This is a genomic window from Maribacter sp. 2-571, from assembly GCF_050589625.1.
Lineage (GTDB): Bacteria > Bacteroidota > Bacteroidia > Flavobacteriales > Flavobacteriaceae > Pelagihabitans.
Genome location: NZ_JBNGOP010000012.1, coordinates 116,449 through 129,567, shown reverse-complemented (window position 1 = coordinate 129,567; position 13,119 = coordinate 116,449). Strand labels below are relative to the sequence as shown.

The following is a 13,119-nucleotide window of genomic DNA, read 5'->3' as shown; positions in this document are numbered from 1 at the left end:
TACTACCTTTTTGCCGTAACGACCGTCTTTAAAAAGGAAATAAGGTTGAACAAAACTGTTAATTATTTCCATATTTTGAAGTGGAGGCCAATTTACCCTCCATAGCTATTTTTTAAAGATGGAATCGGTATCGGAGATATACCAGTATCATTGCTCCCGCCCTTTGGTTTGCACTGTTTTTGCGCCCTTGTCCAAAACAATGGGCGGATACGGGTTCATCATAGAAAATAAGGGCCGTTTTTATCGTATTTTTGGACCATGTTGAATATTGTAATCGTTGGAACGGGAAATGTTGCGAAACAGCTGCACGATCATTTGTTGGGGTGCCCAATCATCCGAAAGTTACAGGTACTGGCCAGAAACGAGGAGGCTCGCGACCATTTTGATGAAGGGGTGCTCGTTTTTGGAACGGAATCCGTCATGCCGGATGTGGACATTTTTCTGATAGCAGTATCCGATGGTCAAATTTCGGCGGTTTCCGACAGGCTGAAGGGTAAAAAGGGTCTGATTGCGCACACGGCGGGCAGCGTACCAATGGAGGTATTGAAAGCCCATCAGAACCATGGTGTCTTTTATCCCTTGCAAACGTTCAGTAAAGCCCGTAAGGTAGCCTTTGATAACATTCCGATCTGTATTGAAGCGAATACCCCTGAAAATCAACGCCTATTGGGCAACCTGGCTTCGAGCCTCACCAAAGAGATACACCCTATTGACACGCAGCAACGAAAAGGGCTACATCTGGCGGCCGTATTCGCCAATAATTTCACCAACCATATGTACCATTTGGCAAATGAAATCTGTAAGGAACGGGGGGTTTCCTTCGACCTTTTAAAACCATTGATTTTGGAGACCGCACAAAAAATTGAAGACGGACTTCCTTTGGACATGCAGACCGGACCTGCACGGCGAAACGATACCGCCATATTGAACGGGCATCTGGGAGCATTGCAAAATTTAGAACTAAAAGAAACATATCGAATAATAAGTAAATCTATTTCAAATACTTATAATCAATAACCGGAATTTTTAATTGAACTATAAAATTGTATACGATCGGACTACAAATCACCTAGTCACCCAAAAATAAAATGTGTGGAAAAGAGCTATAAAAAAATTTTAAAGGACATTACTACCTTTGTTTTCGATGTGGACGGGGTGTTTACGGACGGTTCGCTGTTAATTACCTCAGAGGGCGAAATGCTCCGAAAAATGAGCGTTAAAGATGGGTATGCCTTAAAAACGGCACTGGACAAGGGTTACAACGTCTGTATCATTTCCGGTGGCACCAACGAAGGGGTTCGCAATCGCCTGGAGGGCCTTGGTGTAAGCGACATCTTTTTGGGCGCTCATCAAAAAACGGTTCCGTTAAAGGCCTATATGAAAGAAAACAATATCACGGCAAAAGAAATACTTTATATGGGTGACGATATTCCCGACATTCCTCCCTTGCAAATGGTAGCCTTGGCTACTTGCCCGCAAGATGCGGTGCCAGAGGTAAAGGCCGTCTGCAATTACATCTCGCATAAAAATGGTGGAGATTCCTGTGTGCGCGACGTTATCACCCAAGTGTTAAAAGTTCGGGGGGATTGGCTCGATAATTTTAACGCGCAAAATGCTTGAACAATGCTTCAAAAATCATTAGAAAACATTACCGTCATACTCGCTTCTGGATCACCAAGGCGCCACCAGTTTTTTAAGGACCTGGAAATACCGTTCGAGATACGACTGAATCCGGTGGACGAAGTTTATCCCGACACCTTAAAGGGAGCAGAAATTTCAGATTATCTGGCCGAGCTTAAAGCCGCTCCTTTTGAGGGGAATATCGCGCCCAACGAAATTGTGATCACCTCGGATACCGTGGTTTGGCACAAAGGGGTATCGCTCGCCAAAGCTGCCGATGCCCAAGAAGCGGCTCAAATGCTACGGACCCTTTCCGGTGATTGGCACCAGGTAATTACATCGATCTGTTTTACAACGGCTGGGGCACAGCGCACGGTCCATGAAACGACAGCGGTTAAATTTAGGGCGTTGACCGAAACGGAAATAGCCCATTACATCAATAATTATAGTCCTTTTGACAAGGCCGGTGCCTATGGCATTCAAGAATGGCTCGGTCATATTGGCATCGAACAGATTAAGGGTACCCATAACAATGTAATGGGACTGCCGACACAGCTGCTGTATAAAACGCTGACGCAAATGACCGCATCGGTCCCGACCCTTTGAACAATAAATACGAAAACAAAAAAATAGCACCTATGAACAATATCCGACACCGAAACATCGCAGGCGTAACAACTTTTGCATTCCTGCTATTGTTGACCGCATGCCAAACCAAAAAAACAGGGGAACAAAACGTAGCGATGGCCGAAACACCGTTATCGGAAAGCCAGAACAACAGCCCCCGGCACGAAATAAGCAACGATTTTAAAAAATATTGGTATTCGGGCACTGCCGAAATCACCTCATACAAGCTAGAACAGGCCCGTTACGGGGAAATGAGGACCGGCAGCTCGGTGCTCATTTACGTCACCGAACCATTTTTGGCCGACAAACAGGTAAAGGCGGACGGTTCCAACCCGGATAACATACCCGTACTAAAACTCAACAGTACAAAAAACTACCTTACGGGAATATACCCCTACTCCATTATGAGCAGCAGTTTTTATCCCGTACATGATAACACCCATGCACTAAAATTATCCTTTTCATCGCAGGAATGGTGCGGTCAGGTTTACGCACAACTCAACAACCGTGAACAATTTGAAATACGCTCGCACAGTTATTTTGAGACCGAAGCGGACGAAAGCTTAACTTTGGAGAAAGCCGTGCTTGAAAATGAATTGTGGAACAAAATAAGGATCAGCCCCGAAAAGCTTCCTTTGGGCAGTATTACTGCCGTACCTTCTTTAGAGTATATTCGACTGTCCCACAAACCTTTAAAAAGCTATGAGGCAACTACCACTTTAACAACTTCGGAAGGCATCTCCAGTTATTCGATTACCTACCCGGAATTGAAGCGCAGCCTGAAAATCAACTTTACCGAAGCCTTTCCCCACACCATCGAAAGCTGGTCGGAAACGTTTATCAGCGGCTATGGGGCCAATGCCAAGGAACTGACATCCAAAGGCACAAAAATCGAACGCATTAAAAGCCCCTATTGGCAAAAAAACAGCAACCGTTTTGTTTCGTTGCGCGATAGTTTAGGACTCTAGCGTATGGAGCATTTTTTTCAAGGGCATCAAGGGGAAATCCTTTGGTCGGTCATTATTCTAGTGTTGCTGACGGTAATACGGTTCGTTGGCTCCCAAACGGTACGTAAGATCGGGCGTGTCGGAAATATCGAACAGGTACGAGTACTCCGAATATCCAAGTACCTGTCGTTTTTGTATACCTTTTTGGCCGTTGTCGCCCTATCGTTGGTATGGGGCATCAATTTTAAGGAACTGGGACTGCTGTTTTCTTCTATTTTTGCCGTAATCGGTGTAGCGCTTTTTGCGCAATGGTCCATATTGAGCAATGTTACCGCAGGGGTCATCCTATTTTTTGCCTTTCCCTTTAAAATCGGGGACCGTATCCAAATTATGGACAAGGACCTGCAAACCGAGGGTTTGGGTCCTCAGGAAAGTTTCCGTATCGAGGACATTAAGGCATATCATGTGCGGCTTCGCAGCGATTCCGGGCAACTGATCACCTATCCCAATAATATGATGCTTCAAAAAGCCGTTACCCTACTTTGCGACGACACTACCGATACCGACATGCCGTAGTGTTAAAGAAAATTTAAAAGGACATCCTCCGCTTTTTATCTTTCTATCTTTGATTTTCAACCAAATACAACTTATGCGTCTCACGTTTTTATTTCTTTTTCACCTCATTTTCGGGCACTTACATACTACTGCCCAAGAGGATCACAAAACGAACCCCTCCGATATTTATCATACGCTTCAAAAACTTAATTTTTTGGGCTCCGCGCTATACGTAGCTGCACATCCCGATGATGAAAATACCCGGCTGATCTCCTATCTGTCCAATCACGACAAGGCGAGAACGGCCTATTTGTCGATGACCAGAGGCGATGGCGGGCAAAACCTCATCGGTCCCGAACTCCGGGAACTGTTGGGCGTATTGCGTACCCAAGAGCTTTTGGCGGCTCGAAGGGTAGATGGCGGACAGCAGTTTTTTACCCGGGCAAACGATTTTGGATACTCCAAACACCCCGACGAAACATTGCGCATCTGGAACAAGAAAGAGGTGTTGCGCGATGTGGTGCAACTGATCCGACAATTTAAGCCCGATGTTATTATCAATAGGTTCGACCATCGCTCCCCCGGAAGCACCCATGGACACCATACCGCTTCCGCCATGTTGAGCATGGAAGCGTTTGATCTGGTCGGCGATGCAACTGCCTATCCCGAACAACTGGACCGTACGGATACTTGGAAGCCGGAACGGCTCTTTTTCAACACCTCTTGGTGGTTTTATGGCAGTGAACAAAAGTTTGCGGCAGCGGATAAAAGTAAGATGCTATCCTTTGATATCGGCACCTACTACCCCACATTGGGGATGTCGAACAACGAAATTGCCTCCTTGGCGAGCAGCCAGCACTTATGCCAAGGGTTTGGCCGGCGGCTCAGAAGGGGCTCCCAAAAGGAATATGTAGAACTGTTAAAAGGATCGTTACCGGAGGACAAGACCGACCTTTTTGATGGTATCGACACCTCTTGGTCGCGGTTGGCCAATGGAAAGGCCATTGGGGATTTACTGTATCCCGTTGAGGAAAGCTTTAATTTTAAGGACCCCAGTGTTCACTTGCCCCAACTTTTGGAAGCATATTCCCTTTTGTCCGATATTGACGACGACCATTGGAAAACCATTAAACTACAGGAGCTACAAAACATTATTGTTGCCATATCCGGGCTTTATCTGGAGGCCTCTGCAACGGATGGCCATAGCTACCCCGGAGGAACGGTAACGGTAAATGTGGAAGCCATCAACAGGAGCGACTATCCCATTGCCCTGCAATCGGTAAGCATTGGCGACAGCATTGTTACAAAAGGTCCGAACCCGTTGGCCAACAATGTAAAAATCAACCTAGAGACCAACTTTAGGGTACCCAAGACTACGGGGTACACCAGCCCGTATTGGCTGAACGAAACGGGCAGTTTGGGCATGTACACCGTCCAAGATCGTCAATTGATCGGAAAACCGGAGACCCCAAGAAAGTTTTATGCGACATTCGATCTTGATTTTAACGGAAAAACGATCAAGATCGTTAAACCGGTGGTTTACCGGTTCGCCCGTCCCGACAAGGGGGAATTGACGCAACCCTTTGAAATTGTTCCCGTGGCCACAGTTGGGTTTGAGGACAAGGTGATGATTTTTGCCGATGGACGTTCCAAAACCATACCTATCATCGTTCAGGCCCATAAGGACAACGCCAAGGGTACCGTTAGGCTAACCCATTCCAATGGTTGGCAATCGGATGCGAAAAGCAAACCGTTCCAAATCGAAAAAAAGGGCGATAAACAAATTGTAACGTTTCAACTGACACCGCCTTCCGATGAAAACGAGGATTATTTGGTTCCCATCTTGGAAATAGCGGGAGCGCAAATATCCAAGGAATTGGTAGAAATTGCTTATGACCACGTGCCCAAACAATCCGTACTGTTGCCGGCCCAAGCTAAAATCGTACGATTGAACATTCAAAAAATCGGAAAACGGATCGGGTATATCGTCGGGGCGGGAGACGCCGTACCGAAGAGCTTGGAACAGATCGGTTACGATGTACAAGTGATCGCACCGGAAGATATCGTGGCCGGTAGCTTGGACGGGTTTGATGCGATCGTTACCGGAATCCGCGCTTACAACGTGGTTCCGGAACTGCGGTTCAAACAACGGTTTTTATTGGAGTATGTGAACAAGGGCGGCAACCTGATCGTACAATACAACACGGCTGGCCGCTGGAACAAACAGTTCGAGAACATCGCCCCCTATCCCTTGACCTTATCGAGGGATCGGGTAACCGATGAGCTTTCGGAAGTGCGCATTCTGGACAAAAAACATCCCATGCTCCAGTTTCCCAATACCATCGCCGAGACCGATTTTGATGGCTGGGTCCAGGAACGCGGCCTTTATTTCCCCAACGAGTGGGATTCGGCGTTCACCCCATTATTTTCAATGAAAGACTCCGGCGAAACCGCTAAAAATGGGAGTTTGCTAGTAGCGCCTTACGGTAAGGGCAACTACATTTACACCGGGCTGAGTTTCTTTAGAGAACTTCCGGCCGGCGTACCCGGCGCATATAAATTGTTCGCCAATATGCTTTCCTTGGGCAAGACCAATGTTTCCAAACCAAAGAACGTAAAAGGATAACATGCACGACAAGTTTGTTTGGAAAAAGGAGTATACCTTGGTATTGGCGCTAAATGTTATATACCTATTGATTTTCAATTACTTAATGACCAGTTTTAGCTAAATGGAAACATTAGATTGGTATGTACTCTCCGGAACCCTCCTTTTCATCGTAGTCTACGGAGTATGGAAAACTAGGGGACGCCAAAGTGTCGCGGACTATGTCGGCGGTGGAAAGGACGCCAAATGGTGGACCATCGGTCTTTCCGTTATGGCGACCCAAGCCAGTGCCATTACCTTTTTATCGACACCGGGTCAGGCATTCCATGACGGTATGGGCTTTGTACAGTTCTACTTTGGACTGCCCTTGGCCATGATTGTCATATGCCTCGTATTCATCCCCATCTATCATAAACTAAAGGTGTACACCGCCTATGAGTTTTTGGAAAATCGTTTCGACCTAAAGACCCGGTCCCTGGCGGCCGTTCTTTTTTTGATTCAAAGGGGATTGGGTGCCGGTATCACCATTTTTGCGCCCTCGATCATTCTTTCTGCTATTTTGGGCTGGGACCTGCGAACCTTGAACGTTATCCTTGGCCTCTTGGTCATCATCTACACCGTATCGGGGGGAACCAAAGCGGTAAGCGTTACGCAAAAACAGCAGATGTTCGTTATTATGTTCGGGATGTTCGTAACCTTCTTTTTTATCTTGGGGTACCTTCCAAACGATATTACCTTTACCAAGGCCTTAAAAATAGCCGGAGCCAACGACAAACTGAACATTCTCGATTTTAAGTTTGATTTTACGAACCGTTATAATTTTTGGAACGGTGTTACGGGCGGGTTCTTTTTAATGCTGGCCTATTTTGGTACCGATCAAAGCCAGGTACAACGTTATTTGTCCGGAAAATCGATACGGGAAAGCCAACTAGGGCTCATTTTTAACGGTATCCTTAAAATACCGATGCAGTTTTTTATTTTACTCGTAGGGGTGATGGTCTTCGTTTTTTATCAATATAATGCCTCTCCCTTAAACTTTAATCCTTCCGCCACCGAGGCCATATTACAATCCCCTTTTGCGGAAGACTATAAAAACCTGGAAGAAGCGCACCTGGAACTGGAAGTCCAAAAGAAAATTGCCCAGAACAATTTTTCAAAAGCCTTGGAACTAAAAGAATATAGCGCCATATCGGAGGCAAAGACCAAAATAATCGCCATCAATACGAAGGATCAGGCCAACCGGGCGACCGCGCGCAACCTGATCAAACAAGCCGATGCGTCCGTAGAGACCAACGACAAGGATTACGTATTCATTCACTTCATACTAACCAACCTGCCCCGGGGCTTGATCGGGTTGTTGTTGGCGGTTATCCTATCGGCCGCGATGTCCTCCACCGCCTCGGAATTAAATGCCTTGGGCACCATTACTGCGCTGGACCTTTACAAGCGAAACAAAACGGGCAACTTTTCCGAACGGCATTATGTAAACGCATCCAAAGTTTTTACTCTGGTATGGGGCGTTATCGCTATTTTGGTGGCCTGTGTGGCCAATCTATTCGACAACCTCATCCAACTGGTCAATATTATCGGCTCCATTTTTTACGGCAATGTTTTAGGTATTTTTCTATTGGCTTTCTTTCTAAAGTTTGTAAAAGGAAATGCCGTGTTTTTTGCCGCTGTGTTGACGCAAATCATCGTTATCGTATGTTATTACTACCTCATTCACATTTATCCCCCCGGACAGGAAAAACTAAGCTATCTCCTGTTAAACTTCGTGGGAGCATTATTGGTAATGTTTTTGGCCGTTGTTTTTGAATTGTTCGATCGCTTATTGAAAAATTCTTCGGTGCACAACGCTTGATGATGTTTTCATCAAAAATGTGTCCGATAGTGTATCGAGATCTTTTATCCTAGCAGTCCGGGTTTCGTTGGAATGGTTATTTTTAACCAGCAATTGGTAATACACCTACAAAAAAGGGAGCAACTTTTATTGAAGTCGCTCCCTGTACTTTTCGAGTTAAAAAAAGTGTATGCCCACGGATACCATGCTACCAAAAAACCAGCTTTTGGGATCGCGAACCGCTACTGTTCCGTACCGATAGCAAATACACGCCCTTTTCAAGGGATGTGCCAGGTCTTACCCTCAAGGTGCCCGGCGTCTCTTTGGTCACCGAAACGGGTATGCTACGCCCCAGCAAATCCGTTAACAACAGTGTGGTGGCCGCGTCGTCATCATCGACCTGTACGTAAAAGATGTTTTCGGTTACAGGATTCGGATATGCCCAGGCCCCGTCATTTTGGGACTTCGGCATACCTATATCGGATTTCAAGCTAGCTTCGCTCCGATAAGTAACCACTAATTGCGGAGTTTTCTCACTTTCCCTTGAAAAGATATTGGCACGCATGTCCCATGGCGACTGCCATATCATGTTTATGTACAAATAAAGGGAAACCGCACCATCTCCATTGGCTTCTTGAATTACAAAATCGGTTACATCGAACTCCGTATAGCCACCAATGGCCTCCCCGGCAACATCCAGATCGACACCGGAGGCCGACGGCCTGTTGGTCCAATGGAGTCCTTCCTCCGTCCAAGAATCATCGTTCATCCCTTGTACCGCCATTGAAACGTTGGTAACACTGGCATTCCATTCGGTATTAAAAACCCGTAAAACAGCATTCTCTACTGTGCCCGGAACATCGGAAACATCGAATTTGAGAAAAGCGGCGCGATTCTCCGACCGTTTTGGTTGTATGGTAAAATCGGTAATGGCCCCATAGTTGGTACCGGGCGATTTGCTATTGGTGAATGCATCGGCGATTGGCACTAAGGTCGCTGTGTCGGTATCGGCATTTCCTACCCCCTGATGGTCCAAAGTGGTAACATTGATAGCGACGCTATTTTCGGAAAAGTTTCCGGCCGCATCGGCGGCCTTGACGTAAATGAGATAGGTGGTGCCGGGATCTAAGCCATCTATAACGGTAATCGTTGTCGGTGGATCGCCCAATACCGCCTTATTGAATTGGGTATCCACCAATACTTCGTACTTATCGATCCCGACATCGTCGACCGAAGCGTTCCAACATAGGGTAACACTATTTTCCTTTATACTGATAGCGGTAAGTTCACGGGGCTTGCTGGGCGGGGTCAGATCGACCCCTTCGGCATCAGTGGTTACCAGCAGTTGTGGCTTGTTCACATCGCTTTCCCTGGAAAAAATATTGGCCCGCATATCATAAGGGTGTGCCCAAGGCATATTGATATAGAGGTAAAAAGAGACTTCGCCATCACCATTGATTTCTTGGGCAACAAAATCGGTAACATCCAGTTCGGTATAACCGCCATTGGCCTCGGCAGCCAAGGCCAAATCGCTACCGGAAGCATCCGGTCTGTTGGACCATGTTAGGGTATCCTCGGACCAGGCATCGGAATTTACCGCCTGCACCGCTATGGAAACATCCGTAACACTATTGTTCCATTCGGTATTATAGATGCGCAATGTGGCTTCTTCCACATTACCCGAAATATCGGACAGGTCGAATTTCAGGTACTCCACCCTATTTTCCGATTGTTTGGGTTGTATTACAAATTCCGTTTCTTCCCCATAGTTCGTATCTGCCGATTTACTGTTGGCAAAGGCATCGGCCACCGGTAATAAAGTGGTCGTACCATTACCCAAGGGGTTACCGGAATTTGGGGTGGACGATCGGGTGATTCCAAAATTGCTGGTTACAATGGGGACATCCTCAGTATTGATTACCAAACGGTTGAGCAATGCAACAGAGGCCTGATCCGAGCGAAAATCAAAATTCGAACCGATAGTAACCTTGTTCCCGTTCGGCGGGGTCACGAACACGCTGTACTTTTTGGTATTGATGTCCACCTCCATTTCAACCGCATAGCTGGCCCCGCCGCTATAGGAAAGCACTGTATCGGCAGCATAATCGTTTCCATTTCTGGCATCGATGGTTCCATCACTGTTGCACCTGACGATACAGGCCAATTCACTATACGAATCGGCATCGCCGGCGGCTAATGCGGTTACACCATCCATATTATCGCTATCGGGTATCATATCCCATTTCGCCGTAAATGTACCGGACTCATCGTTAAAGGGTACGTTGCACCACACCACACCTTGAAACACCGGACTAGGTGGGACGGGTGTTCCAGGTGGGTTTGCAGGAACTGGAAGATTTATTTGTTTGTTCTTCCACAGCTCCGAATCGTCCCAATAATACTCCAACCGTTCCCCTACCGCGGTAGCCTTGTCGATAGTAAGATAATCCAGCGTATATAGTTTTAGCGGATTGAAAAATTTGATTCCATCGGGATCTGGGTCACTGGAATGGTGCGTCCACCCGGTAACATCGAAAACCAGTTCCCGCGCACCTCCTTCCGGAGTGACGGCCATTCGAAAACGTCCGTCGGTAGCGTTTCCTTCCTTGATATATACCTCAATATCCAACCACTTATCAAAGGTTACTATAAAATCGGATTCATAGGACCATTTCTGATCCGGACCTTCCCCCCAGCAACAGGCCCTACTCTGCTCTTCCCCGGTAGCGGTCAGCCGAAGTGCCTCACCGCTCCCCTCCTGTTTGGTAATATTGACTTTCATTCGAAAGGGATAGGTATTGGGGGTACCAAAGGGAGGGTCAAAATTATTATCGTTCCAGATTTCCAAAATGGTCAAAAAGTCGAACCCTCCGGGATCGGCACGCAATGGTTCAAAAGAGGCCGATGGAAGATACAGTTTCACCCGCTGATAATACTCGAAAATACCGTTTTCCGAACCATAGCAGTTTGCCTGTACCCGGGCGCGGCTCTCCGAGGCATTGTCGCCGGTCGCCCAAAAGTTCAACACTTTTCCCTGTCCCCTGCCCGTTGGGTCGTTTATAATCTCCGTACGCCGTTTTTCCTGTTGGTTCGCATCCTTATCCTGATATTGCAAGTTAAACTTTCCAATGTTTGGATGGTCCTCCAAGTCGGTGGTCCAAATATTGGGCGAAGCGACCGAAGTATCGGTCCCTATGATATCGGCACCTGCCGAAGTTTGATCAACAACCGTCGTACCAGGTTCAAACCCGGACCTAAAAATCAATTCTTGCGCCTGTACCACGCTGGAAAATAGCAGTACCAGCCCTATTATGTAATTCCTTTTCATGTTTAAAATTTTTAATTTCCCTTAAGGTAATTATACATTATGGCAACTACCGATTACGAAATGTCCTGCAAATCGATACCGCCCCCTTTTTCAAAAGAGCAGCGTTACGCTCAGTGAATCCGATCCGTAGCTACGGAAAGGTCAAAAATCAGAATCGGTCATAGACATAGGTGCACCTACCCCATCCGATATGTAAATACGTCGTAAACAACGTTAGCGTTCGGTGGACCATTGGATGTCAAAAGAACATCCAATGTCCACAAACATATCATGGTAGTTGGTTTGGCGGTAAGAAACACATACCTGACATCAAAGGGTATGTGCGAAATAATGTTCGATCAAAACATTATGGTACAAGAAGCTTCCTTTTCTTTACAAGTGCCTCTAAAAAGTAATAATCGGCATAGACGATGGGTTCATCGATTTCGTCCGATTTCGGTTTGTTTCCTGTGCTATGGTCCAATAGGAAGGGGCTATTGTTTTCTTCTTCCAATAGATATTTTTCTTCAAGAACCGTTACCACTGCATCGGCATAATCGATATAATCGTCCCTATCGGTATAGCGATGTAAGTCATAAAGTGCCGATGCCGTAATGGCCGCAGCCGAAACATCCCGTGGCGCATCCGGTATTTTTGGATCTTTAAAATCCCAATAGGGTACCCCGTCCGCAGGCAATTTCCCCGATGTTAAAAAATAGTCGGCCGCAGCCTTGGCCCTTTCCAAATAGGCTTTATTTTGAGTAAACCGATATGCCATGGTGTACCCGTATATCGCCCAAGACTGCCCTCTTGCCCAGGAAGACCCATCATCATGCCCCTGGTGGGTCTGCTTTTTTCGTACCGCTCCCGTAATCGTATCATAGTCCACTACATGATAGGTGCTAAAATCTGCCCTGAAGTGGTTGGCCATTGTTGTTCTGGCATGGGTATCCGCTATTTTATAATACGTACTATCACCGCTCAAGGCCGTTGCCTTGAACAGGAGTTCTAGGTTCATCATATTATCGATAATCACCGGAAAATCCCATTCATCCGCATTAAAGTCCCATGAACGTATACATCCTACGCGGTCCCTATATCGTGTTGACAGCGTTTTTGCGGTCTGCAAAACGACGGCTTCATATTCCTTTTTTTCGGCAAACTGCAAACCGTTCCCAAAACTACAATTGATCATAAATCCCGTATCATGGGTTTTGTCGTTAAATTGTTCCTTTTGGATAAAGGCGGTCCATTTTTCCGCCCTCTCCAAATACGCACTATCTTGGGTCAACCGGTACAGCAGCCACAAGTTACCTGGAAAAAAACCGCTTGTCCAATCGGCAGATGTCACTTTTCGCGTTTTACCAATTTCCTTTGTAAAACTTCTTGGAATGGCATTAGCATCCAATGGATATTCCAACAGTTTTGAAAACCGAGCTTGCAATAACGATACGTTTTCTTGGGTGCCTCCCCGCTCTTTTTTGGACGAACCTTCCCGACACGAATAGCAGATGCATACAAACCCGATTGCAAAAAAGACGTAACTGATTCTTATTCCCATTTCATTGTGTTTATTCCAATAGTGCTATAAAAACATTTCTTTATGCTTCCTACAGGT

At 46.3% G+C, this 13,119-nt stretch carries 9 protein-coding genes; 7 read left to right on the top strand and 2 right to left on the bottom strand.

The genetic code is table 11. From position 1 onward, the window contains the following. The first annotated feature begins 258 nt into the window (after positions 1 to 258). From ACRD7P_RS10680 to ACRD7P_RS10650, 7 genes are all read left to right on the top strand, one after another. Positions 259 to 1,017, top strand: coding sequence for a Rossmann-like and DUF2520 domain-containing protein (locus ACRD7P_RS10680; RefSeq protein ID WP_430907565.1), 759 nt, complete (start codon positions 259 to 261; stop codon positions 1,015 to 1,017). 75 nt (positions 1,018 to 1,092) lie between these two features. Then, positions 1,093 to 1,620 (top strand): KdsC family phosphatase, encoded by a 528-nt coding sequence (locus ACRD7P_RS10675; protein WP_430907563.1) that lies wholly within the window; start codon positions 1,093 to 1,095, stop codon positions 1,618 to 1,620. 3 nt (positions 1,621 to 1,623) lie between these two features. Beyond that, a complete protein-coding gene (locus ACRD7P_RS10670; RefSeq protein ID WP_430907562.1) occupies positions 1,624 to 2,226 on the top strand; it encodes a Maf family nucleotide pyrophosphatase in 603 nt (200 codons plus the stop codon). 32 nt (positions 2,227 to 2,258) lie between these two features. Then, positions 2,259 to 3,215, top strand: coding sequence for a septum formation inhibitor Maf (locus ACRD7P_RS10665; protein ID WP_430907560.1), 957 nt, complete (start codon positions 2,259 to 2,261; stop codon positions 3,213 to 3,215). A 3-nt stretch (positions 3,216 to 3,218) separates the two neighbouring features. Further along, the gene (locus ACRD7P_RS10660; protein ID WP_430907558.1) at positions 3,219 to 3,770 is read left to right on the top strand and encodes a mechanosensitive ion channel domain-containing protein; all 552 of its coding nucleotides are present in this window, start codon (positions 3,219 to 3,221) and stop codon (positions 3,768 to 3,770) included. Positions 3,771 to 3,843: 73 nt separating this feature from the next. After that, positions 3,844 to 6,375, top strand: coding sequence for a PIG-L family deacetylase (locus ACRD7P_RS10655; protein ID WP_430907557.1), 2,532 nt, complete (start codon positions 3,844 to 3,846; stop codon positions 6,373 to 6,375). Between the two features lie 103 nt (positions 6,376 to 6,478). Then, entirely contained in the window at positions 6,479 to 8,215 is a 1,737-nt protein-coding gene (locus tag ACRD7P_RS10650; protein WP_430907556.1) for a sodium:solute symporter, read from the top strand. Between the two features lie 187 nt (positions 8,216 to 8,402). On the opposite strand, the gene ACRD7P_RS10645 is transcribed toward ACRD7P_RS10650, so the two are convergent. After that, positions 8,403 to 11,522 (bottom strand): DUF7594 domain-containing protein, encoded by a 3,120-nt coding sequence (locus ACRD7P_RS10645; RefSeq protein ID WP_430907554.1) that lies wholly within the window; start codon positions 11,520 to 11,522, stop codon positions 8,403 to 8,405. A 346-nt stretch (positions 11,523 to 11,868) separates the two neighbouring features. Beyond that, complete coding sequence (locus tag ACRD7P_RS10640) at positions 11,869 to 13,062, bottom strand: glycoside hydrolase family 88 protein (RefSeq protein ID WP_430907552.1); 1,194 nt, start codon at positions 13,060 to 13,062, stop codon at positions 11,869 to 11,871. Positions 13,063 to 13,119 lie beyond the last annotated feature (57 nt).